The sequence below is a fragment of the Pseudomonas sp. F2 genome, from assembly GCF_057174385.1.
The window spans coordinates 1-24,618 of record NZ_CM169904.1; the positions used below are offsets into that span (position 1 = coordinate 1).

19 protein-coding genes are annotated in these 24,618 nt (G+C 60.0%); 11 read left to right on the forward strand and 8 right to left on the reverse strand.

The features are described from left to right. The first annotated feature begins 557 nt into the window (after positions 1-557). Positions 558-1,421, forward strand: coding sequence for a DMT family transporter (locus tag AC193Q_RS00005; RefSeq protein WP_047292353.1), 864 nt, complete (start codon positions 558-560; stop codon positions 1,419-1,421). Between the two features lie 113 nt (positions 1,422-1,534). Here the strand turns inward: AC193Q_RS00005 and AC193Q_RS00010 are convergent, their stop codons facing one another. After that, on the reverse strand, positions 1,535-2,428 hold the full coding sequence (locus AC193Q_RS00010) for a DMT family transporter (RefSeq protein WP_121184228.1): 894 nt from the start codon (positions 2,426-2,428) through the stop codon (positions 1,535-1,537). A gap of 219 nt (positions 2,429-2,647) precedes the next feature. Between AC193Q_RS00010 and aceK the strand changes: the two genes are divergently transcribed. The 5 genes from aceK to AC193Q_RS00035 all read left to right on the forward strand — a co-directional run bounded on the left by aceK (position 2,648) and on the right by AC193Q_RS00035 (position 10,989). Further along, complete coding sequence (gene aceK, locus AC193Q_RS00015; RefSeq protein ID WP_047292357.1) at positions 2,648-4,369, forward strand: bifunctional isocitrate dehydrogenase kinase/phosphatase; 1,722 nt, start codon at positions 2,648-2,650, stop codon at positions 4,367-4,369. Between the two features lie 233 nt (positions 4,370-4,602). Beyond that, positions 4,603-8,514 (forward strand): ATP-dependent RNA helicase HrpA, encoded by a 3,912-nt coding sequence (hrpA, locus tag AC193Q_RS00020; protein WP_095667231.1) that lies wholly within the window; start codon positions 4,603-4,605, stop codon positions 8,512-8,514. Between the two features lie 322 nt (positions 8,515-8,836). Beyond that, entirely contained in the window at positions 8,837-9,958 is a 1,122-nt protein-coding gene (locus tag AC193Q_RS00025; protein WP_047292361.1) for a beta-ketoacyl-ACP synthase III, read from the forward strand. A gap of 189 nt (positions 9,959-10,147) precedes the next feature. Next, on the forward strand, positions 10,148-10,762 hold the full coding sequence (locus tag AC193Q_RS00030; RefSeq protein WP_121184230.1) for an RNA polymerase sigma factor: 615 nt from the start codon (positions 10,148-10,150) through the stop codon (positions 10,760-10,762). After that, complete coding sequence (locus tag AC193Q_RS00035) at positions 10,756-10,989, forward strand: anti-sigma factor family protein (protein ID WP_047292363.1); 234 nt, start codon at positions 10,756-10,758, stop codon at positions 10,987-10,989. The genes AC193Q_RS00030 and AC193Q_RS00035 overlap by 7 nt, the downstream gene beginning before the upstream one ends. A 180-nt stretch (positions 10,990-11,169) precedes the next feature. On the opposite strand, the gene AC193Q_RS00040 is transcribed toward AC193Q_RS00035, so the two are convergent. Next, positions 11,170-12,492: a putative porin gene (locus AC193Q_RS00040; protein ID WP_007966005.1), complete on the reverse strand. Its 1,323-nt coding sequence runs from the start codon at positions 12,490-12,492 to the stop codon at positions 11,170-11,172. 278 nt (positions 12,493-12,770) lie between these two features. Here AC193Q_RS00040 and AC193Q_RS00045 point away from each other — a divergent pair, with 278 nt between their 5' ends. Beyond that, entirely contained in the window at positions 12,771-13,895 is a 1,125-nt protein-coding gene (locus tag AC193Q_RS00045) for a GNAT family N-acetyltransferase (RefSeq protein WP_121184232.1), read from the forward strand. A 98-nt stretch (positions 13,896-13,993) separates the two neighbouring features. Here AC193Q_RS00045 and aqpZ read toward each other — a convergent pair whose 3' ends face one another. The 5 genes from aqpZ to AC193Q_RS00070 form a co-directional block, all read right to left on the reverse strand. Next, positions 13,994-14,689 (reverse strand): aquaporin Z, encoded by a 696-nt coding sequence (aqpZ, locus tag AC193Q_RS00050; protein WP_047292367.1) that lies wholly within the window; start codon positions 14,687-14,689, stop codon positions 13,994-13,996. A gap of 350 nt (positions 14,690-15,039) precedes the next feature. Continuing rightward, positions 15,040-16,872: an ABC transporter ATP-binding protein gene (locus tag AC193Q_RS00055; RefSeq protein ID WP_047292369.1), complete on the reverse strand. Its 1,833-nt coding sequence runs from the start codon at positions 16,870-16,872 to the stop codon at positions 15,040-15,042. 88 nt (positions 16,873-16,960) lie between these two features. After that, on the reverse strand, positions 16,961-17,524 hold the full coding sequence (locus tag AC193Q_RS00060) for a peptidylprolyl isomerase (RefSeq protein WP_121184234.1): 564 nt from the start codon (positions 17,522-17,524) through the stop codon (positions 16,961-16,963). A gap of 3 nt (positions 17,525-17,527) precedes the next feature. Next, entirely contained in the window at positions 17,528-18,331 is an 804-nt protein-coding gene (locus AC193Q_RS00065) for an alpha/beta fold hydrolase (RefSeq protein ID WP_121184236.1), read from the reverse strand. Positions 18,332-18,345: 14 nt separating this feature from the next. Next, on the reverse strand, positions 18,346-19,269 hold the full coding sequence (locus AC193Q_RS00070) for a PA3225 family LysR-type transcriptional regulator (protein WP_041070257.1): 924 nt from the start codon (positions 19,267-19,269) through the stop codon (positions 18,346-18,348). A 49-nt stretch (positions 19,270-19,318) separates the two neighbouring features. Between AC193Q_RS00070 and AC193Q_RS00075 the strand changes: the two genes are divergently transcribed. From AC193Q_RS00075 to AC193Q_RS00085, 3 genes are all read left to right on the forward strand, one after another. Continuing rightward, entirely contained in the window at positions 19,319-19,633 is a 315-nt protein-coding gene (locus AC193Q_RS00075; protein ID WP_108181980.1) for a 3-phosphoglycerate kinase, read from the forward strand. Between the two features lie 231 nt (positions 19,634-19,864). Continuing rightward, a complete protein-coding gene (locus AC193Q_RS00080; RefSeq protein WP_047292378.1) occupies positions 19,865-20,464 on the forward strand; it encodes an FMN-dependent NADH-azoreductase in 600 nt (199 codons plus the stop codon). A 325-nt stretch (positions 20,465-20,789) separates the two neighbouring features. Continuing rightward, on the forward strand, positions 20,790-21,647 hold the full coding sequence (locus AC193Q_RS00085) for a carboxylate/amino acid/amine transporter (RefSeq protein ID WP_121184240.1): 858 nt from the start codon (positions 20,790-20,792) through the stop codon (positions 21,645-21,647). A gap of 89 nt (positions 21,648-21,736) precedes the next feature. Here AC193Q_RS00085 and AC193Q_RS00090 read toward each other — a convergent pair whose 3' ends face one another. Continuing rightward, positions 21,737-23,035, reverse strand: a complete 1,299-nt coding sequence (locus tag AC193Q_RS00090) for a mechanosensitive ion channel family protein (protein ID WP_095667225.1) — start codon at positions 23,033-23,035, stop codon at positions 21,737-21,739. A 191-nt stretch (positions 23,036-23,226) separates the two neighbouring features. On the opposite strand from AC193Q_RS00090, the gene AC193Q_RS00095 reads away from it, so the two are divergent. Then, complete coding sequence (locus tag AC193Q_RS00095) at positions 23,227-24,567, forward strand: DEAD/DEAH box helicase (RefSeq protein WP_041070247.1); 1,341 nt, start codon at positions 23,227-23,229, stop codon at positions 24,565-24,567. Positions 24,568-24,618: the final 51 nt, after the last annotated feature.

A 24,618-nucleotide genomic window follows, 5' to 3' on the forward strand; every position in this document is an offset into this window, starting at 1 on the left:
CATGGCGTTCCAACTGAAGCTGTAGTTGAAGGGTAACGATAGCAGCCTGCTTCCGCGCCTCTGACCGATAGACCTGATACCGCAAATATGTCCGTTCCCTTGGCATGTGATTCCGAGCATTCCCTGTCTCCCCATCAATGGGCCTATCCCTTGCTCATCAGCCTATTCACCTCGCCGCCAACTGTCCCTGCTGGCCCTTTGGCCAAATCATTGCAATCCATGTCCCGCGCTGGTTATAGTCGGCGCTCGTGAATCAGCTGATTCACATTTCAAATCCTTCAAAAAAGATCAGTCCCAATGCCTGCATCCCTCATCAACGCGGTAGTCGATTCAGCGGTCAACGCTGGCGTCGTGCCGTGCGGGAATCAGCAGTCTGGGCAGATCAGTCATTACCCTCCACCTGTCAGTAGCACGCCGGTGTGCGCCGTCGTATCACCGCCGGGCGTTGGCGTTTCGGGCTGATCGGCATTCTTTGCTGACCCCTGCGCCCCCCAGAAACACCTACTGAATTTCAGCCTCGGCTGAGTTGGCTATTTGCCTGACTACAGGTGGTATTCATGTTTGTCCTTTCGAAACAATCCGCGTTTGCGGCGATGTCCACGAGCCTGTTCGTTCTGCTGTGGAGCAGTGGTGCGATCTTCTCCAAATGGGGCCTGGCCCATGCCTCGCCCTTTGCCTTTCTGCTGATTCGCTTTGTGATCGCCCTGTGCGGGCTGCTGCTGTTGACGCCGCTGCTCAAGTTGAAGCTGCCCAAGGGTGGCAAACCGATGCTGTTCGCGATTGCAACGGGCCTGGTGTTGTTGGGCGCGTATCAGATTTTTTATCTGTTGGCGCTCAACACCAAAGTCACGCCGGGGGTGATGGCGACCATCATGGGCGTACAGCCGATCCTCACTGTGGTGTTGATGGAGCGGCAGCGCTCGGCGAGCCGGATGTTCGGTCTGGCGCTGGGCCTGGCCGGGCTGATCATGGTGGTTTACCAGGGGATCGGTCTGGCGGGGATGTCCTGGGCCGGGATGCTGTTCGGCCTGCTTGCACTGGCGAGCATGACTCTGGGTTCGATCATGCAGAAACGCATCACCGACAATCCCCTCGGCACGCTGCCAGTGCAATACCTGGCCGGACTGTTGTTGTGCGGGATATTTGTGCCGTTTCAACCGTTCCACTTTGAGCACAGCGCCGGTTTCATCGTGCCGGTGTTGTGGATGGGACTGGTGGTGTCGGTGCTGGCGACGCTTTTGCTGTACCGCCTGATCGCTCGGGGCAATCTGGTGAACGTCACCAGTCTGTTCTATCTGGTGCCAGCGGTGACGGCGCTGATGGACTATCTGATTTTCGGCAATCGTCTGGCGGCGCTGAGTGTGCTGGGGATGCTGTTGATCATTGTCGGTCTGGCGTTTGTGTTCCGTAAAACCGGCTGATCCGTAAACTGATCGCGGCTGTTCGGCCGCCTTCGCGAGCAGGCTCGCTCCCACAGGGGAATGCATTCCAAATGTGGGCTTGCTCGCGAAGACTGACTTATCGACGCCGCCAATCAGCGGGCGGTTGCTACCGCCGGCTTCAACACCAACCACAACGCCAGCGCAATCAACACCCCGCCGTACAAGTGAGCCATCGACAGCGGCTCATCCAGCAGTAACGCACCCCACAACACGCCGAACGCCGGGATCATGAACGTGACGGTCATCGATTTGACCGGGCCGATGGAACTGAGCAAGCGGAAATAGATGATGTAGGCGAACGCGGTGCAACCCAGACCCAGGCCCAGCAGCGATAGCCATACACTCCAGCCGCCCCAGCTTGCCGGTGGTGCGGTGATCACGCTGTAGCCGAACAGCGGCAACAGAAACAGCGAAGCGCCGAGCATGCTGCCCACGGCTGAGAGACGACTGTCGAGCCCACCGCTGTGATCCAGCCAGCGTCGCGTGAGAAATCCGGCGAAACCGTAGCAGGTGGTGGCAAGCAGGCAGGCGAGGGCGCCCATGAGCAATTTCAGATCGAAAGCCACCGGCCCTGCACGCGTCAGCACACCGACACCGAACAAGCCGAGAAACACCCCGGTCAGTTTCGCGACAGTGAGTTTTTCACTGAAAAACAGCCCGCCAATCAACACGCCCATCAACGGCGTGGTGGCGTTGAAGATTGCCGAGTAACCGGCCGGCAACACTTGCGCCGCCACCGAATACAGCGTCGCCGGAATCCCCGAGTTGATCACCCCCAGCAACATCACCGTTTTCAGTTTGCCTTTGAAGTCCCAGCTGATGCGCATCAACCCGAGAATCACCAGCAGCCCGACGGCCGCTATCGACACCCGAAAGAACGCGGTCGGAATGGTGCCGATCACCGGCGCAATAATGCGCATGAACAGGAAACTCGCGCCCCAGATGGCTGCCAGCGACAGCATGCGGAAAATATCGACAGCGCTCACGATGGCACTCCTTCCTTGATCGGGACGAGAGTGTTGCCGAGCGCCCCGGCGATGGCAACCGCTAATCGGGCATTTAATTCGCTGCAGCGGGTTGCCTGGTGAAAAATGCCAGCGATGTGCGCTGGCGTTCCGGTTTTGGCAGAAATTGCACTTCACCTGCACCCGGTTCCGTGGCTAAGCTCAGGCACAGATTTCCACTTGCACGCCGAGGTCTCATCTATGCCGCAGCAATGGCCAGCCACCGACATCGCCCGCATGATCCTCGATGGCTTTGACGATTACCGCGAGCACTTCCGGCGGATTACCGATGGCGCGCGCGAGCGCTTCGAGCAGGCGCGCTGGCAGGAAACGCAGACCGCCTCGGCGGCGCGGATCAATCTCTACGAGGAAAAGGTCGGCGAAACCATCGCCCGCCTGCGCGAGCATTTCGACGACGAGACGTTGATGAATGTCGGCAGCTGGCCGTTGGTGAAAAGTGCCTACATCAGCGTGATCGACCTGCGCTTCGACGATGAGCTGTCCGAGACCTGGTACAACTCGATCTTCTGCGGGCTGTTCAGCCACGACCTGATCAGCGACGGCTGCATGTTCATCCATACCACGCGCCCGAGCCTGCGCCGCGCCCGGGCTGCGCAAACCCGCACCTACAAGCCGCAAGGTCAGCTGTCGTCGATGCTTGCGAGCATCTTTGCCGACTACCGTTTCAGCGAGGATTACGCCGATCTGCCCGGCGATCTGCAGCGCCTCGAAGCGCAACTGCGCGAGAATTTGCCGGACTGGGTGTGCAAGGATCCGGAGCTGAGCGTCGAGCTGTTTTCCTCGGTGCTGTACCGCAACAAAGGCGCGTATCTGGTCGGGCGCATCTACACCCCCAACGAGCAGTGGCCGCTGGTGATTCCGCTGCTGCACCGCGAAGGCCGCGGGATTCAAATCGACGCGCTGATCACCGACGAAGCCGATGTGTCGATCATCTTCTCTTTCACCCGTTCGTATTTCATGGTCGATGTGCCGGTGCCGGCGGAGTTCATCGGTTTCCTGCGGCGCATTCTGCCGGGCAAGCACATCGCTGAGCTGTACACCTCGATCGGCTTCTACAAACACGGCAAGTCCGAGTTCTACCGCGCGCTGATCAATCACCTGGCCAACACCGACGATCAATTCATCATGGCGCCGGGCGTGCGCGGCATGGTCATGAGCGTGTTCACCCTGCCGGGCTTCAACACCGTGTTCAAGATCATCAAGGACCGTTTCTCGCCGTCGAAAAACGTCGACCGGGCGACGGTGATTGAAAAATACCGATTGGTGAAAAGTGTCGACCGCGTCGGGCGCATGGCCGATACCCAGGAATTCGCCGACTTCCGTTTTCCACTGAGCAAGTTTGATCCGGCGTGCCTGGAAGAGCTGCTTGACGTCGCGCCGTCGACGGTCTCGGTCGAAGGCGACACGGTGTTGATCCGCCACTGCTGGACCGAGCGCCGCATGACCCCGCTCAACCTCTATCTGGACAACGCCAACGAAGCGCAGGTGCGCGAGGCACTGGAGGATTACGGCCTGGCGATCAAGCAACTGGCGGCGGCCAATATCTTTCCCGGTGACATGCTGCTGAAGAACTTCGGCGTTACCCGGCACGGGCGGGTGGTGTTCTACGACTATGACGAAATCTGCTTCCTGACCGAAGCCAACTTCCGCCACATCCCCGCGCCACGCACCCCCGAGGACGAAATGGCTTCCGAGCCCTGGTACTCGATCGGGCCGCTGGACGTGTTTCCCGAGGAGTTTCCGCCGTTCCTGTTCGCCGATGCCGGGCAGCGCAAACTGTTCGATCAACTGCACGGCGAGTTGTACAACGCCGATTACTGGAAGGGGCTGCAGGAGGCGATTCGCGCCGGCAAAGTCATCGACGTATTCCCTTACCGCCGCAAAGGACTGGATAACGAATAACTCCCGGGTAAACACATTGTGGCGAGGGGATTTATCCCCGATGGGGTGCGTAGCACCCCCAAAAACCTTCAACTCAGACGCTTCAGTCCGACTTTCATATCCAGTCGGCGACTGCTGCGCAGCCGATCGGGGATAAATCCCCTCGCCACAAAAGCACCTCGCAGTCGTGTTCAGTGACGCAAATCTGCGACAATCCGCCCCCTGCACATATAGACGACCGAATTGCGTACCCGATGACCGACGAATCGCCCTCCATCGACAAACTGCTGAAAAACCTTGATCACGCCATGCTCGCCGACCGTCATCGGCTGCGGCGGCAGTTGCTCGAGCTGCGCAAGAAACCCGACGAGGCCAAGCTGGCCCAGTGGGTGACGCGCCTGCAGGCGTCCTGTGATCAAGTGCTGGCGCGCCGCGCCAGCCTGCCGGTGATTCGTTACGACGACAGCCTGCCGATTGCCGCCAAGCGCGATGAGATCAAGGCTGCGCTGGAGAAGCATCAGGTCCTGATCATCGCCGGCGAAACCGGTTCGGGTAAAACCACGCAGTTGCCGAAAATCTGCCTGGAAATCGGTCGCGGTCAGCATGGCTTGATCGGCCACACCCAGCCGCGCCGAATCGCGGCGCGCAGTGTGGCCAGTCGGGTCGCCGAAGAACTCGGTACGCCACTGGGCGCGCTGGTCGGTTATCAGGTGCGTTTCGAAGATCAGAGCGATGCCAACACCCTGATCAAACTGATGACCGACGGCATCCTGCTGGCGGAAACCCAGAATGACCGTTATCTGGAACGCTACGACACGATCATCGTCGACGAAGCTCACGAACGCAGCCTGAACATCGACTTCCTGCTCGGTTACCTGAAAACCCTGCTGCCGCGTCGTCCGGACCTGAAAGTCATCATCACCTCGGCGACCATCGATCTGGAGCGCTTCTCCAAGCATTTCGATGACGCGCCGATTGTCGAAGTGTCCGGCCGCACCTTCCCGGTTGAAACCTGGTATCGCCCGCTGACGCTTGAGCAGGACGAAGAGGGCAACCGCGTCGAAGACGACCTGACCGTCGATCAGGCGATCCTCGCCACCCTCGACGAGATCGCCGCCTACGAGCGTAGTGAACGCCGCAGTCCCGGCGATGTGCTGGTGTTCCTGCCCGGCGAGCGCGAGATTCGCGACGCCGCCGACATGCTGCGCAAGGCTCAGCTCAAACACACCGAAATCCTGCCGCTGTACGCGCGCCTGTCGCCGGCTGAACAGCAGCGGATTTTCCAGTCGCATCCGGGACGCCGCGTGGTGCTGGCGACCAACGTCGCCGAGACCTCGTTGACCGTGCCGGGCATCCGGTACGTGATCGACAGCGGCACCGCGCGCATCAGTCGCTACAGCTATCGCGCCAAGGTCCAACGCCTGCCGATCGAAGCGATTTCCCAGGCCAGTGCCAATCAGCGTAAAGGTCGTTGCGGCCGGGTCGAACCGGGGATTTGCGTGCGGCTGTACAGCGAGGAAGATTTCCTCGGTCGCCCGGAATTCACTGACCCGGAAATTCTGCGCACCAACCTCGCCGCCGTGATCTTGCAGATGCTGCACCTGCGCCTTGGTGAGATCACCGCGTTCCCGTTCATCGAGCCGCCGGACGGCAAGGCGATCAGTGACGGTTTCAACCTGCTGCAAGAACTCTCGGCGGTGGATCGCAACAGTCAGCTGACCCCGCTCGGGCGCCAGTTGGCGCGCCTGCCGGTGGACCCGCGCATGGGCCGCATGCTGCTCGAAGCGGCCAGGCTCGGCAGCTTGCAGGAAGTGCTGATCGTCGCCAGTGCGATGTCGATTCAAGACCCGCGCGAGCGTCCGCCGGAGCGTCAACAAGCGGCGGATCAGGCCCACGCGCAGTGGAAGGACAGCGATTCGGACTTCGCCGGTCTGGTCAATCTGTGGCGTGGTTTTGAAGAACAGCGCCAAGCGCTGACCGCCAGCCCACTGCGTAACTGGTGCCGGAAGAATTTCCTCAATTACCTGCGTCTGCGCGAGTGGCGTGATTCCCATCGCCAGCTGAGTCTGATCTGCCGCGACATGCAGTTGAGCCTCAACAAGGAACCGGCGGATTACCCGAAACTGCACAAAGCGGTGCTGGTCGGATTGCTCAGCCAGATCGGTCAGAAAACCGAAGACGGCGATTACCTCGGCGCCCGTCAGCGGCGCTTCTGGATTCATCCGTCGTCGGGCATCGGCAAGAAACGCCCGCAGTGGCTGATGACCGCCGAACTGGTGGAAACCACCAAGCTTTACGCGCGCATGGTCGCCAAGATCGACGCCGACTGGATCGAACCGCTGGCCGGGCACCTGATCAAGAAAAACCACTTCGAACCGCACTGGGAGAAGAAGCGCGGCCAGGTCGTGGCCTACGAGCAGATTACCCTGTTCGGGCTGATCGTGGTCGGTCGCCGCCCGGTGCATTACGGCCCGGTGGATCCGGTGGTGTCGCGTGAGCTGTTTATCCGCGAGGGTCTGGTGCGCGGCGAGATTCAGTCGAAAGCCAAGTGCCTGAGCGCCAACAAACAATTGCTCGAACAGCTCGACGAACTGGAAGCCAAGGCCCGGCGCCGCGACATCCTCGCTGACGAAGAAACCCTGTATGCGTTCTACGATGCGCGGTTGCCGGCGGAGATTCACCAGACCGCGACCTTCGACAGTTGGTATCGGGTCAACAGCCAGAAGAACCCGCAGCTGTTGATCATGCGCGAAGAGGACGTGCTGGCCCGCGAGGCCAGCGAAGTCACCGCGCGCGACTACCCGGACACGTTGCACATCGGCGATCTGGAGCTGGCGCTCAGCTACCACTTCGAACCCAATCACCCGCGCGACGGCGTGACCCTGCGTGTGCCGGCACCGCTGCTGCCGATGCTGCCGCCGGAGCGTCTGGAATGGCTGGTGCCGGGGCTGATCGAGGCCAAGTGCATTGCGCTGGTGCGCAATCTGCCGAAAGCCCTGCGCAAAAACTTCGTGCCGGTGCCGGATTTCATCAAGGCGGCGTTGCAGCGCATGACCTTCGCTGAGGGCTCGTTGCCGCAATCGCTGGGTCGCGAGTTGCTGCGCATGACCGGTGCGCGCGTCAGCGATGAAGCATGGGCGGAAGCCGCGCAGCAGGTCGAAAGCCATCTGCGGATGAACCTGGAAATCGTCGACGGCCAAGGCAAGTTTCTCGGTGAGGGACGCGATCTGGCCGAGCTCACCGCGCGCTTCGCCGAAGCCAGTCAAGCGGCTTTGGCCGTGCCGCAAAGTGCGAAAAGTCAGCAACCGGTGGAGGCCAAGGTCTTCGCTCCGGTGGCGGAAAAGACTCAGCAGAAGATTGCCGGCCTGTCGATGACGGTCTATCCGGCACTGGTGGAAGAGGGCGGCACGGTCAAGGAAGGGCGGTTTTCGACCCCGGCCGAAGCCGAATTCCAGCATCGCCGCGCCTTGCAGCGGCTGCTGATGCAGCAACTGACGGAACCGGCGAAGTTCCTGCGCAGCAAACTCCCGGGCATCACTGAGCTGGGCCTGCTGTATCGTGAGTTGGGCCGAGTGGACGCGCTGGTGGAAGACATTCTGCTCGCCAGTCTCGACAGCTGCATTCTGGAAGGCGAAGACCCGTTGCCGCGTGACGGTGCCGGGCTGGCGGCATTGGCCGAACGCAAACGCGGCAGCTGGACCGAACACGCCGAGCGCGTGGCGCGGCTGACCCTGGAGATTCTCAAGCTGTGGCACGGCCTGCAAAAACGCTTCAAGGGCAAGATCGATCTGGCGCAGGCGGTGGCGCTGAATGACATCAAGCAGCAAATCAGCCATCTGGTGTATCCGGGTTTCGTCCGGGAAACACCGATGCAATGGCTCAAGGAGTTGCCGCGCTATCTGAAGGCGGTCGAGCAGCGTTTCGAGAAACTCGGTGCGCAAGTACAGAAGGATCGCGTCTGGAGCGGTGAACTGGCCGGCCTCTGGGCGCAATACCAGGTCCGCGCGGCGAAACATGCCCAGGAAGGCAAACGCGATCCGCAGCTGGAGTTGTACCGCTGGTGGCTGGAGGAATACCGGGTGTCGCTGTTCGCCCAGCAGTTGGGAACGAAAGTGCCGATCTCGGACAAGCGGCTGAGCAAGCAATGGAGTCAGGTCGAGGCTTGATCCCCAACCCTGCATCGCCCCTGTAGGAGCTGCCGCAGGCTGCGATCTCTTGATTTTGCTTTTTACAGGAACAAGATCAAAAGATCGCAGCCTTCGGCAGCTCCTACAGTGATTGGGTTTGGCATGAGAAAGGCGCCAAAAGCCAAGGTTTATGGCAAACTTCGCGACCATAAACGCCGGTTTCGTGACCCAGAGCCTTCGGCCGGGTCACGTGGCGGAATAAAGCGATGCCAGGTCAGCGTCCTGCGGACAGGAACAGACCCTTTGTGTGTTGGTACGTCGGTGCCAGCGCTTTCTGCCTGAACAGATTAGAGAAACGACCATGCATAACGTCGTCATCAGCGGCACCGGCCTGTACACCCCGGCCAACAGCATTTCCAACGAAGAGCTGGTGCAGTCTTTCAATACCTATGTCGCGCAATTCAACGCCGACAACGCCGATGCCATCGCCCGTGGTGAAGTCCAGGCGCTGACCGAATCCAGCGCCGCGTTCATCGAAAAGGCCTCCGGCATCAAGAGCCGCTTTGTCATGGACAAGGACGGTATTCTCGATCCGCAACGCATGGCCCCGCGTCTGCCGGAGCGTTCCAACGACGAATGGTCGGTCCTCTGCCAGATGGCCATCGGCGCCGCCGAACAGGCGCTGCAACGTGCCGGCAAGACCGCTGCCGACATCGACGGCGTGATCGTCGCCTGCTCCAACCTGCAGCGCGCCTACCCGGCCATCGCCATCGAAGTCCAGGAAGCACTGGGCATTCAGGGCTTCGGTTTCGACATGAACGTCGCCTGCTCCTCGGCGACCTTCGGCATTCAGGCGGCGGCCAACAGCGTGCAACTGGGTCAGGCCCGGGCGATCCTGATGGTCAACCCTGAAGTCTGCACCGGTCACCTGAACTTCCGCGACCGCGACAGCCACTTCATCTTCGGCGACGCGGCGACGGCAGTCATCATTGAGCGCGCCGACCTGGCGACCTCCAAGTACCAGTTCGATGTGGTCAGCACCAAACTGCTGACCAAGTTCTCCAACAACATTCGCAACAACTTCGGCTTCCTCAACCGTGCGGCGGAGGAGGGCATCGGGGCCCGCGACAAACTGTTCGTGCAGGAAGGCCGCAAGGTGTTCAAGGACGTCTGCCCGATGGTCGCCGAGCTGATCGGTGAGCATCTGGAAGAGAACAAACTCAACGTCGGCGACGTCAAGCGCTTCTGGCTGCACCAGGCCAACCTGAGCATGAACCACCTGATCGTGCGCAAGCTGCTGGGCCGTGAAGCCACTGAAGAAGAAGCCCCGGTGATTCTCGACACCTACGCCAACACCAGTTCGGCGGGCTCGGTGATTGCCTTCCATAAATATCAGGACGATCTGGCCGCCGGTTCGCTGGCCGTGCTGAGCTCGTTCGGCGCCGGTTACTCGATCGGCAGCGTGATTCTGCGCAAGCGCTGAGTTACCCGCCCTTGTGGCGAGGGAGCTTGCTCCCGCTGGAGTGCGTAGCGCTCCCAAAACCGGCGATTGCGATCTTGTTGAAGAACCGCAATCGCCGGTTTTGCGACTGCTGCGCAGCCGAGCGCGAGCAAGCTCGCTCGCCACAGGTTTGAGTGGTTAACGTTAATCGGTATTGCAAACGAGGCGCGCATGGCCGCAACGGACGACACCCAACTGCTCGAACGCCTGTTGGCCGGTGAGCAAAAAGCTTTCAAGGAACTGGTCAGCACCTACCAGAGCGCCATGCGTGCTGTGGCTTACGCGATTGTCGGCCAGCGCCATGTCGAGGAAGTGGTGCAGGACGCCTGGCTTTCGGTGGTGCGCCACATCGGTAGCTTCGAGGGCCGTTCCAGTCTCAAGACCTGGCTGCTGACCATCACTGCCAACTCGGCCAAGAGTCGTTACAAACAAAATCGTCGCGAAGTCTTGATGGATGACCTGCCGTCACCCCACGGCACCATCGACGATGATCGCTTTTCTTCCGGTGACGGTCATTGGCTGGTGGCGCCGTTCGCCTGGCATCAGGACACGCCGGAAGCCTTGCTGACTGAAAGCGAATTGCGCGACTGCCTGGAGCACACCTTGCTCAGCCTGTCGGAACTGCAAAGCAGTGTTTTGCTGCTGCGCGAGCGTCAGGGCCTGGAGCTGGAAGAGATCTGTAATCTTCTGGAGATCTCGCTCTCCAATGTCCGTGTGCTGCTGCATCGTGCGCGGCTGAAAGTCTTCGCCACGGTGGAGCATTTTGAGGAGACCGGCGAATGCTGACCTGCAAGGAACAAGTAGCGCGCTCCAGCGATTATCTCGATGGCCAGTTGAGCTTTCGCGAGAGACTGTTGGTGCGCCACCACCTGATGTTCTGCCCCAACTGTCGGCGTTTCATTCGCCAGATGCGTTTGATGCAGGCCACATTGAAGGCGATGCCGGAGAAAACCGAGGCGGGTATTGACGCTTTGGCCGAACGCCTGGCCGAGCAACGCCGCAAAGAAAAATAGAGCCCCCTGTAGGAGCTGCCGGAGGCTGCGATCTTTTGATCTTGTTTTCAAGGATCAAAAGATCGCAGCCTTCGGCAGCTCCTACATGTTTTTTGCATCCTGCAAAAAATAGCCCGACGCGGATGAAACGAACGGATGATGGGGATCGTCCCGCCCGCGTCAGGCTACAGGTGACGCTTTTTAGAACTTCGCTTCCGCGTCCAGCTGCAGGGTGTTGGTGTCTGCGTCACGCTGGGTACGGCTGGAGAAGTCGGCCTTGGTCAGGAAGTAGGTGGCGCCGATGGCGAAGTTCTTGTCGATGTCGTAACCGACCTTGAACTTGTGGCCACGGGAACCGGTGGTGCCGTTGGCGAAGTCGGAGTCGGTGAATGCGCCGACCACGGCGTCACGCTGTACGTCACGATAGTTGTAGTCCAGGTTCAGTCCGAAGACTTTCGACTTGGCGCCGACCAGCCACGCAGTGTCGGCATCGGTCACGGCATCGTTGTTCTTCACGTACTGGCCGTAGAACGACAGCGGCATTGGCAAACCACCGATATCGATCTGGCTGAAGCCCTCGTACAGACGGAATTCGTTGTTGGCCGAGTTGCCGTTGACCGACAGTGCGCACGGTGTGGACGTCCCGGTGCAACGGCTGTCCTCGTCGTTCTGGTAAGCGTAGACGCTGCCGCCCAGGGTCAGTTTCAGGTTGTCGGTGATCGCGAAGCGGCTGCCCAACTGACCAGCGGTCAGGCGCAGATCGTGGCGAAATTGCACGCCTTCGCCGTCGACGTTGTCCTTGAGAGTGTAGTTACCCAGGCTGCCGAACAGTTCGGCGCTGCTGCCCAGCGGGTATTTGTAGGTCACGGCCAGACCTTCCGGGTTGATGTCGCTGTCCCAGATCACATCGCCCATGCTGACCCAGGGTTGCAGCATCTTGCCGCCGATCACGTGCAGGTTCTTGATGGCGTCGGGGTGGTAGTCGATGTAACCCAGGTCGAGCCAGATCTGCTTCTTGTCGAAGTAGTTGTCCATGTCCTGGTTGGTCGAACGGGCATCGTCACCGCCGCCGGTGGCAATACGGATACCGGTGTCGACTTGCGGGTTGATCTCGGTGTAGGCGCCGAGGCGGGCACGGATACGCTGGCGATCCTTGTCGCGACCACCGTTGTTGGATTCACCGTCGATCTTGACGGTCTCCTGACGGATACGCACATCACCCTTGAACTGGGTCTTGGCGGCCCAGGCAAGCTTTTGGTCGAAGGAGCTCAGCTCATTGGTTTTCTTCGCGGTTGCCGCGATTTGCTCGTTGGTCTCTTGCTGCGCCTGCTGCGCGATTTGCTGAGCCTTCTGATCCTTGGCCAGTTCAGTTTGCAGTTCAATGTACTGCGCCTGGGAAATGGAACCGTTAGCCTTGAGCATGTCGAGCAGTTTGGCGTCGACTGCAGCACTGGCCGGAACGCTCATGGCCAGCAACAGGCCACCGCACAGGGCCGCCGCAGTTTTCGTGGAAGCAAGACGCATAGCAATCTCCGAAGATGAGAGGGATGGCTGAACCATCCTGGGCACACCGACGCGCACGTCGGAAAACAGTGTCCGGGTAGACCCCGGCGCTCTAAAAACAGGAGCGAGTATCGCGATGGTTTATGACAGAGCAGTGGCTAAGTGATGTCATGTCGATGACGATGCAAAGTCCTCGTGAACTATCGAGCCAGAGCACTGTCGCCCGAATGAGCGTGTGCAATGGAAGCTGATCAGCGATACTCGCGAGGCTTTGACGCCAAGATGTGGAGAGCCAGTTGATGCCGTTGCAACGTCTGCAAAACCTGTCAGAAATCGCCCCCGCGACCTGGGATGCGCTGGTGCCCGAGAACCAGCCGTTTCTGCGCCATGCGTTCCTCGGCGCACTGGAAGACAGTGGCAGCGTCGGCCCGCACACCGGCTGGCAACCCGAGCATCTGCTGCATGTTGAAGGCGATCGGTTGATCGCCGCGCTGCCCGGTTATCGCAAATGGCATTCCTACGGTGAGTACGTCTTTGATCACGGTTGGGCTGATGCCTGCGCTCGCGCCGGGATCGATTACTACCCCAAGCTGCTGACAGCGGTGCCGTTCAGTCCGGTCAGTGGCCCGCGCTTGCTGGCGGCGAATGTCGAGGACGGCTTCGAACTGCTCAAGAGCCTGCCGGGCTATCTGGAGATCGAAGAACTTTCCAGCGCCCACATCAATTTCACCGACCCGTTCACCGATGCCGCCATGGCCGAGCAGCCGGGCTGGTTGCAACGCATCGGCTGTCAGTACCACTGGCAGAATCGCGGTTACCGGGACTTTCAGGACTTTCTCGACGTGCTCAGCTCGCGCAAGCGCAAGCAGATGCGCAAGGAACGCGAGCAAGTGGCGGGGCAGGGCTTCGAGTTCGAATGGCTGGAAGGGCGTGAGCTGGACGAGTCGCAATGGGATTTTGTCTACGCCTGCTATGCCAACACCTATGCCGTGCGCCGACAGGCGCCGTACCTGACGCGCGAGTTCTTCAGTCTATTGGCTGCGCGGATGCCGGAGGCGATTCGGGTGGTCTTCGCCAGACAGGGTTCACGGCCGGTGGCGATGGCCTTCAGTCTGGTCGGGGGCGACAGCTTCTATGGACGCTATTGGGGATGTCTGGCCGAGTTTGACCGGCTGCATTTCGAGACGTGTTTCTATCAGGGCATGGATTACGCGATCGCCCACGGCTACCAGCGCTTTGATGCGGGTGCCCAGGGTGAACATAAACTGATTCGCGGCTTTGAACCGGTGATCACGCATTCGTGGCACTACTTGCGCCATCCCGGGTTGAAAGCGGCGGTGAAGGATTTTCTGAAACAGGAACGTGCCGGCATCCTCGCCTATGCCGAAGAAGCAAAAACTGCCTTGCCCTACCGTCAAACCTAGATCCCTGTAGGAGCTGCCGGAGGCTGCGATCTTTTGCTCTTTAAAAGTCAAAAGATCGCAGCCTTCGGCAGCTCCTACAAAGGGAGCTCAGGCATCCTTCAGGTTTCTTCTTTACCCAGCCAGCGATAGATTCCGCCGCCCACCACCGCGCCCAGCAGCGGCGCGACCCAGAACATCCACAACTGTGCGATCGCCCAGCCGCCGACCATCAGCGCCGGCCCGGTGCTGCGCGCCGGGTTGACCGAGGTGTTGGTGACCGGGATCGAGATCAGGTGAATCAACGTCAGACCCAGGCCGATGGCGATCGGTGCAAGGCCCGCCGGAGCGCGTTTGTCGGTAGCGCCGAGGATGATGATCACGAACATGGCGGTCATCACCAACTCGGTGACAAAGCCTGCGGCCATCGAGTATTTGCCCGGTGAGTGTTCGCCATACCCGTTGGAGGCCAGACCTGCGGCAATATCGAAACCCTCCTTGCCGCTGGCAATGTGCGCAATCAGCGCCGCGGCGAGAATCGCGCCGAGCACCTGCGCGATGATATAGGCGGGCAACTCTTTGGCCGGAAACCGGCCGCCAACGAACAGACCGACCGAGACGGCCGGGTTGAGATGACATCCGCTGATGTGGCCAATGGCGAACGCCATGGTCAGCACCGTCAGACCAAACGCCAGGGCCACCCCCAGCACTCCAATGCCCAAGGGCGAAGACGCAGCGAGCACTGCGCTGCCGCATCCACCCAGAACCAGCCAGAACGTACCCAACAACTCAGTAACTGAACGTTTGAACAGAGACATGAGAGAGTCCTTGATAGGCGTGCTATCGAGACTGTATCGAGTTGTGCTTCCTTGCAGATTTACGACAGGTTCCGTGCTGGAACCTTGGCTGAGTACAGCAGGCTTTGGATGGATTGCCAGCAGACATGAAAAAACCGCCAGAGCCCATGGTTGGCGGGCTGGGGCGGTTTTTTGGCGGACAAACATTGCGTGGCGAGGGAGCTTGCTCCCGCTGGACAGCGAAGCTGTCCCAAAACTATCTGCACCGGTAGTGTCAGACTCGCACAGTTGGCGGGCTTTGCGCCTGCTGCGCAGTCGAGCGGGAGCAAGCTCCCTCGCCAAAAAAGTTCACAAAGTCAGATTTTTTGTGATCAATCGATGCCGACAAATCCTCCGGTCTGGTGCGCCCACAACCGCGCATACAACCCGCGATGGGCGAGCAATTCGGCGTGGGTGCCGCTCTCGGCGATCTTGCCGTTTTCCAGCACCACCAGCCGATCCATGCGAGCGATGGTCGAGAGGCGGTGAGCGATGGCGATCACGGTTTTGCCTTGCATCAGGGTTTCGAGGCTTTCCTGGATTGCTGCTTCGACTTCCGAATCCAGTGCCGAGGTTGCTTCGTCCATGATCAGGATCGGCGCGTCCTTGAGCAGCACCCGGGCAATCGCGATGCGCTGGCGCTGGCCGCCGGACAGCTTCACCCCGCGCTCGCCGACGTGCGCATCGAAACCGGTGCGGCCCTCGGCGTCCGACAGCAACGGAATGAACTCGTCGGCGCGAGCCTTGTGCACCGCATCCCAGAGTTCGGCGTCGGTGGCGTCAGGCTTGCCGTACAGCAAGTTGTCGCGGATCGAGCGGTGCAGCAGGGAGGTGTCCTGCGTGATCATGCCGATCCGTGCGCGCAGGCTTTCCTGGCCGACTTCGGCGATGTTCTGCCCATCGATCAGGATCCGTCCACCCTCGACGTCGTACAGGCGCAGCAGCAGGTTGACCAACGTCGATTTGCCGGCGCCGGACGGCCCGATCAAACCGATTTTCTCGCCGGGTTTGATGGTCAGGTTGAGGTCGCCGATGATGCCTTTCTTCTTTCCGTAGTGAAAATCCACATGCTCGAAACGCACTTCGCCACGGGCCACCGCCAGTGGTTTGGCCTGTTCGCGATCAGTCACGCTGACCGGTTGTGAGATGGTCTGCAGACCGTCCTGCACCATGCCGATGTTTTCGAAGATGCCGGTGACCACCCACATGATCCAGCCGGACATGTTGACGATGCGAATCACCAGACCCGTAGCCAGCGCGATAGCGCCGACCGTGATCAACGACTGCGTCCACAGCCACAGCGCCAGCGCGGTGGTGCCGACGATCAGCAGACCGTTCATGGCGGTGATTGCCACGTCCATGCTGGTCACCACGCGGCCGGCCATCTGCGCCTTGACCGTCTGTTCCTCGATGGCTTCCCTGGCGTAATGCTGTTCAAAGTTGGTGTGGGCAAACAGCTTCAGCGTGGCGATGTTGGTGTAGCCGTCGACGATCCGCCCCATCAGTTTCGAGCGCGCATCGGAGGCCTCCACCGAGCGATCCTTGACCCGTGGCACGAAGTAATACAGGGCGCCGATGTAGGCGGCGATCCAGGTCAGCAGCGGAATCATCAGGCGCCAGTCGGCTTCGGCGAACAGCACCAGCGAACTGATCGCGTAGATCACCACATGCCACAGCGCGTCGACCGCTTGCACGGCGGAGTCACGCAGCGAGTTGCCGGTCTGCATGATGCGTTGGGCGATGCGCCCGGCGAAGTCGTTCTGGAAGAAATTCAGGCTCTGTTTGAGCACATAGCTGTGATTCTGCCAGCGGATCATGCTGGTCATCCCCGGGCTCAGGGTCTGGTGCACCAGCAGGTCGTGCAGGCCGAAAAAGATCGGTCGCAGTACCAGCGCAACCACCACCATCCACGTCAGTTCGAGGGCGTGGTCGCTGAAGAAATTCGGGTTGGGCGTGCCTTGGGCCAGGTCGATGATGCGGCTCAGGTAACTGAACAGCGCCACTTCGATCAACGCAGCAAACAGGCCGACCACCAACAGAGCGGCAAAGCTCGGCCAGACCTGTTTCAGGTAATAGGTATAGAAGGGCAGCACGCGATTGGGCGGAGCCGCCGTCGGAGCATCGCGGAATATGTCGATCAGTTGTTCGAAACGGCGATAGAGCATCAGATAACCGCCCGGAGGCCGGGCTCTCCTTTTATCGGTGTGAGCGGCGTGGCGTCAGGCCTGCGCCGCTCGAAACGCCCTGTACAGCTTAGTCGATGACTTTGGCCGACTTGATGATCACAGGGTCGGAAGGCACGTTCTGCATGCCCTGTTTGGTGGTGGTTGGCGAGTTGACGATGATGTCGACCACGTCCATGCCTTTGACCACTTTGGCGAATACCGCGTAACCGGCGTCACGGCCCGGATCGAGGAAGGCGTTGTCGGCCACGTTGATGAAGAACTGGCTGGTGGCCGAATCAGGGTTGGAGGTGCGTGCCATCGACAGCGTGCCGCGAACGTTATGCAGACCGTTGCTGGCTTCGTTCTTGATCGGCGCCTTGGTTTCTTTCTGCTGCATCTGTGGCGTGAAACCGCCGCCCTGGGCCATGAAGCCCGGGATCACGCGGTGGAAAATGGTGTTGGTGTAAAAGCCGCTGTTGACGTAATCCAGAAAGTTTTTGGTACTGATCGGCGCCTTGACCGGGTCCAGTTCGATTTCGATCTGGCCGTTGGTGGTGTCCAGCAGCACGTGCGGCGCTTTTGCCGGCGTGGCAGCCATCAGGTTGGCAGCGAACAGCACAGTGCCGGCGGCGAGGGCGAGTTTTTTCAGCATGGGTCAGTGATCCTGAGATTGAATGTCGGCTGCGGCGAGAAACTCCAGCAGCGTTTGATTGAAACGTTCGGGTTGATCGAGCGGGGTGGCGTGGCACGAATCGGCGATGATCACCAGCCGCGCATCGGGCAGCAGTTTTACATAGGTTTCTTTCAGCGCCACCGGTGTGTAGTCACGGTCGGCAGTGACGATGAGGGTTGGACAGGTCACCCGGGAAAGTCGTTCCTGAACGCCCCAGCCAACAATCGCATCGAAGCTGGCGAGATAAGCACGTTTGTCGTTTTTTGCCCAGCGCTCGGCCATTTTCTGCCGCAAATCAGCCTGTTCCGGTTTTGGAAAAAGTTTGCCGCCCAGCGACTTGCCGATGGTTGCCAGGCTCAGCACACGCATCAGGCTCCAGCGTTTGAACCACTGCCAGTAATCGTCGCGGCTGCGGAGTTTGACTTCGGGGGCGCTGTTGACGATGGTCAGGCTTTTGAGCAGGTGAGGGTGATCGACACCGAACTGGAAACCGATCATCCCGCCCATCGACAGCCCGACGTAATGCACCGGACCGAGGTTCAGGTGCTCGATCAACGCCAGCAGGTCAGCGCTGAAACCGGCGATGCTGTAGCGCTCGCGGGGTTTGTCCGAGCGACCGTGACCGCGTATGTCCGGGACGATCACCCGGTAATGCGCCGACAGTGCCGGAATCTGCATTTCCCAGTCCAGGGTGCTCGAGCCGAGCCCGTGAACCAGCAGCAACGGCGTACCGTGGCCATATTCCTCGTAGTGCAGGTTGCAACCTTCGTGCTCGAAATACGCCATCGGTGAACTCCGTGTCAGGCTTGTTCGGGGGCGGCGAACGGTGCGTCCAGCGGCAAGGTGTCGAAGGTGCGCAGCAGTTCGATGAGGATTTGTGTCGCCGGGCCCAGCGGTTTGTCCTTGTTCGAGTAGAGATAGAAACTCGGGTTGCGGCTGCCGCCCTGAACCAACGGTAGCAGCTTGAGCGTGCCTTCCTTCAATTCGCGTTCGATCATGTGTCGGGGCAACCAGGCGAAACCCAGGCCGCTGCTGACGAACGTTGCGGCAGTGGCAAGGCTGCCGACCGTCCAGCGCTGTTCGGCACCCAGCCAGCCGACGTCGCGTGGCTGCTGGCGCCCGGAGTCGCGAATCACCACCTGCATCTGGGTTTCCAGATCCTGGAAGCTCAGTTCGCGATTGAGCCGATGCAAGGCGTGGTCCGGGTGGGCGACGGCAACAAACTCGACATCGCTCAATTCCGCACCGAGATAGCCGGGAATGCTCAGACCGGTGATCGCCAGATCGGCCACGCCTTCCAGCAGCACTTCTTCGACCCCCGACAACACCTCCTCGCGCAGCCGCACGCGGCAGCCACGACTTTGCGGCATGAACGCGGTCAGCGCCCGGACGATGCGTGCGCTCGGGTAGGCCGCATCGACCACCAGCCGCACCTCGGCCTCCCAACCTTGCTCCATGTGGTGGGCGAGGTCTTCCAGTTGGCTGGCCTGTTTCACCAGTTGCCGCGAGCGGCGCAACAATACGCCACCGGCTTCGGTGAGTACCGCCTTACGCCCGTCAATGCGCAGCAAGGGCACGCCGAGCTGATCCTGCATGCGGGCGACGGTGTAACTCACCGACGATTGCGAACGGTGCAGTGCCTCGGCGGCTTGGGCGAAGCCGCCGTGATCGACCACGGCCTGCAATGTTCGCCATTGATCAAGGGTCACGCGGGGCGCTTTCATCAATAGCTCCTCTTGTCCTAAGCTGGCCATCCCTCATGGAGACTGGCGAATGAAAAAATTCTGTTGTGTGTTGTTGGCGCTGCTGCCGCTGACAGCGTTTGCTTACCCGATCGATGTGCAGAAAAATCTCAATGGCTTGAAGATCGACTACGAAACCTATGACACCGACAAGGACATCGGCTCCATAAAAGTGGTCAACTTCGGTGATGTCGATGCCGTCTGCAAAGCCGTTTTCAACAATGGCCCGGAAGCGCCACGTACGCGCAACATCGAAGTCCCGGCCCGCAAGCATACGAACGCCACGGCCAAGTTCTCTCGCGAGATCATCAGGCTGCGCATTGAACTGAGTTGCAGCCCGAAATAACACCGTCAATCCCTTGTGGGAGCGAGCTTGCTCGCGAATTGGCCGTTTCAGTCGACATCATTGTTGAATGACACACCGCTTTCGCGAGCAAGCTCGCTCCCACAGGGGCTAAGTGCATCTAAACGAATTATTCGATGCTTTGCAGCAATTATTTGCGCTTTTTCATCGATACAACCCTGTTTAACCTTCACTCCATCGACCTACAACATTCTCGGATGGAGACTACACACCATGTCCCGCGTTCTGATCATCGAAAGCAGCGCCCGCCAGCAAGACTCGGTTTCCCGTCAACTGACCCAGACCTTCATCAGCCAGTGGAAGTCCGCGCACCCCAACGATCAGATCACCGTGCGTGACCTCGCCGTGAACCCGGTACCCCACCTGGACGCCAACCTGCTGGGTGGCTGGATGAAGTCTGCCGAACAGCGCAACGCCGACGAACAATCGTCGCTGGACCGCTCCAACGAATTGACCGAAGAGTTGCTGGCCGCCGACGTATTGGTGATGGCAGCGCCGATGTACAACTTCGCGATCCCGAGCACTCTGAAAGCCTGGCTCGACCACGTGCTGCGTGCCGGTGTGACCTTCAAGTACACCGAAACCGGCCCGCAAGGCCTGCTCAGCGGCAAACGTGCCTACGTACTTACCGCTCGCGGCGGGATCTACGCCGGCGGCCCGGCCGACCATCAGGAACCGTACCTGCGCCAAGTCATGGGCTTCATCGGCATCCACGACGTGACCTTCATTCACGCCGAAGGCATGAATCTGGGCGGCGACTTCCAGGAGAAGGGCTTGAATCAGGCCAACGCCAAACTGTCCCAAGTCGCTTGATGGGTTAATCGCCAGATAATCGCCGCTTGTTTAAGTGACCTGGCGCAACCCCTTCAAGGCTCTACGCGCATCGAACCTCCCTTTGCACTTGTTGCTCCTGAGTGCTGTAGCCCGATTGAACGCTTTAGCGAGATCGGGCTTTTTTTTGTCTGGGATTTCTCTGATTCACTGCTCTCCCTGTAGGAGCTGCCGCAGGCTGCGATCTTTTGATGTTGTTTTTTACAATCAAAAGATCGCAGCCTGCGGCAGCTCCTACAGGGGATTTTGTGTTGGTTGCGGAATGTAAAACCGGCTATCGTCGCCGCCATTCGAAACAGAGGCGACCATGGGCTATCTACTTTTTGTCACGCTGATCCAGGCGTTTTCCTTCAGTCTGATCGGCGAGTACCTCGCCGGGCATGTCGACAGCTACTTCGCGGTGCTGGTGCGCGTGGTGCTGGCCGGGCTGGTGTTCATTCCGTTGACCCGCTGGCGTTCGGTGGAACCGGCGTTCATGCGCGGCATGCTGCTGATCGGCGCGTTGCAGTTCGGCATCACCTATGTCTGCCTGTACCTGAGCTTCCGCGTGCTGACGGTGCCGGAGGTGCTGCTGTTCACCATCCTCACACCGTTGCATGTGACGTTGATCGAAGATGCGTTGAACCGACGCTTCAATCCATGGGCGCTGGTCGCTGCATTGGTAGCGGTGGGCGGTGCGGCAGTGATTCGTTTTGATCGGATCAACCCGGATTTCTTCATGGGTTTCCTGTTGCTGCAACTGGCCAACTTCACCTACGCCGCCGGCCAGGTGCTGTACAAGCATCTGGTGGCGAAACACCCGAGTGACCTGCCGCATTACCGGCGTTTCGGCTTCTTCTACCTCGGCGCGCTGGCGGTGGTGCTGCCGGCATTCCTGCTGTTCGGCAAAGCCAACTTCCTGCCCGAAGCGCCGCTGCAGTGGGGCGTGTTGCTGTTTCTCGGCCTGGTCTCCACCGCACTGGGCATGTACTGGTGGAACAAGGGCGCGTGCATGGTCAACGGTGGCACGCTGGCGGTGATGAACAACCTGCATGTGCCGGTGGGGCTGCTGCTGAATCTGCTGATCTGGAATCAGCATGAGGAACTGGGAAGGCTTTTGCTTGGCGGGAGTGTCATTCTGGCGGCCGTATGGATCAGCCGGTTGGGTATCCGCCGCACCGTATGACCCGGTGTAGGAGCTACCGAAGGCTGCGATCTTTTAATCTTTAAAATCAAAAGATCGCAGCCTGCGGCAGCTCCTACATGAATTGTGGGTTACATGAGGTGTTTTTGTGGTTCCGCAATGTGCGCCGAACCCAGCACCGCCGGCAACAACCCCGAACGCAAATCCCCGCCACTCGGCTGCTGATACAGACTCAAGCCAAACTCCGGCAGCACCGCCAGCAGATAATCGAAAATATCCCCCTGAATCCGCTCGTAATCGGCCCACACCGTGGTAGTCGTGAAGCAATAGATTTCCAGCGGAATGCCCTGCGCCGTGGTCTGCATCTGGCGCACCATGCAGGTCATGTTCGGCTGGATCTCGGGATGGCTTTTCAGGTAGGCCAGCGCATAAGCGCGGAAGGTGCCGATGTTGGTCATGCGCCGACGGTTGGCCGCCATCGCCGCTACATTACCCTGCGCCTCGTTCCACGCTTTGAGTTCGGCTTTCTTGCGGCCCATGTAGGCGGTCAGCAGGTGCACCTGAGAGAGCTTTTCTTCTTCATCGTCGCGGATGAAGCGCACGCCGCTGGCGTCGATGAACAGGCTGCGCTTGATCCGTCGTCCACCGGACTGTTGCATGCCGCGCCAGTTGCGGAACGATTCGGACATCAGGCGCCAGGTCGGGATCGAGACGATGGTCTTGTCGAAATTCTGCACCTTGACCGTGTGCAGGGTGATATCGACCACGTCGCCATCGGCGCCGACTTGCGGCATCTCGATCCAGTCGCCGACCCGCAGCATGTCGTTGCTGGTCAGCTGCACGCTGGCGACGAACGACAGCAGGGTGTCCTTGTAGACCAACAGAATCACCGCCGACATCGCACCCAGACCGGACAGCAGCAACAATGGCGAACGGTCGATCAGGGTGGCGACGATGATGATCGCGCCAAACACGTACAAGACCATTTTCGCCAGTTGCACATAGCCCTTGATCGAGCGGGTGCGCGCGTGTTCAGTGCGCGCGTAGATGTCCAGCAACGCATTGAGCAGGGCGCTGACCGACAGCAGCAGGAACAGGATGGTGAAGGACAGCGCCACGTTGCCGAGGAAGGTCATCGCGGTTTTGCTCAGTTCCGGCACCAGGTGCAGACCGAACTGGATTACCAGCGATGGCGTCATCTGCGCCAGACGCTGAAACACCTTGTTGTGGCGAAAGTCGTTGATCCAGTGTAGCGCCGGCTGGCGCCCGAGCATGCGGCTGGCATGCAGGATCAGATAGCGCGCCACTCGTCCGAGGATCAGCGCGATCACCAATAGCAGCATCAGCGCCAGGCCGGATTGCAGGAACGGGTGCTTTTCGAGGGCACCCCAGAGGTCTTGGGCGTTGAGCCAGAGCTGTTTGAAATCCATGTGAGCAACGATTCTTCTGTAAGGCGCGATGGGCGATTAGAGCATTTAAGACGCTGTGTATTACCGTTGGAGACAAATCGAGCAACAAAAAAGCCACTGATTACGCCCGTTTGTATAAAGAAACTCGGCCTGAGCGCTCGAAACCGGTAACCTATGCAGCTGTTTTTTTGCATATCTTCGAGGTAGCACCCGTGTTTTCCCAATTCGCCCTGCACGAACGCCTGCTCAAAGCCGTGGCCGAGCTGAAATTTGTCGAGCCAACGCCTGTGCAAGCAGCGGCCATTCCGCTGGCGCTCCAGGGGCGTGACCTGCGGGTGACGGCGCAAACCGGTAGTGGCAAGACCGCCGCTTTTGTCCTGCCGATCCTCAACCGCCTGATCGGCCCGGCGAAGATTCGCGTCAGCATCAAGACCCTGATCCTGCTGCCGACCCGCGAGCTGGCCCAGCAGACTCTGAAAGAAGTTGAACGCTTCTCGCAGTTCACTTTCATCAAGTCCGGCCTGATCACCGGCGGCGAAGACTTCAAGGTGCAGGCGGCGATGCTGCGCAAGGTGCCGGACATCCTGATCGGTACGCCGGGCCGGATGATCGAGCAACTCAACGCCGGCAACCTGGATTTGAAAGAAGTCGAAGTGCTGGTGCTCGACGAAGCCGACCGCATGCTCGACATGGGTTTTGCCGAAGATGTGCAGCGTCTGGTCGACGAATGCCCGAACCGTCAGCAGACCATGCTGTTCTCCGCTACCACCGGTGGTTCCGGCCTGCGCGAGATGATCGCCAAGGTGCTGAACAACCCTGAGCACCTGCAGCTCAACGCGGTCAGCCAGCTGAACTCGACGACCCGTCAGCAGATCATCACTGCCGACCACAACCAGCACAAAGAGCAGATCGTCAACTGGCTACTGGCCAATGAGACTTACCAGAAGGCCATCGTCTTCACCAACACCCGCGCCATGGCCGACCGTATTTACGGCCGCCTCGTGGCTCAGGAATACAAGGCGTTCGTGCTGCACGGCGAGAAAGACCAGAAGGATCGCAAACTGGCGATCGATCGTCTGAAGCAAGGTGGCGTGAAGATTCTGGTTGCCACCGACGTCGCGGCCCGTGGTCTGGACGTGGATGGCCTGGATCTGGTGATCAACTTCGACATGCCACGCAGCGGCGACGAATACGTGCACCGCATCGGTCGTACCGGCCGTGCCGGCAACGACGGTCTGGCGATCTCGCTGATCTGCCATGGCGACTGGAACCTGATGTCGAGCATCGAGCGCTACCTGAAGCAGAGCTTCGAGCGCCGCACCATCAAGGAAGTCAAAGGCACCTACGGCGGGCCGAAAAAGGTCAAGGCCTCGGGCAAAGCTGTCGGCGTGAAGAAGAAAAAGACCGACGCCAAGGGCGACAAGAAGAAAACCGCCGCCAAGACCCCGACCAAGCGCAAGAGCGCCAATCGGCCGAAGCCGGATTCGCTGGTGAGCAGCGATGGCATGGCCCCGCTCAAGCGCCGCAAGCCGGCCGAGCCTGCGGCTGAATAAGTCGCCACAAATGGCCAATAAAAAACCCGGACAGTGTCCGGGTTTTTTTAT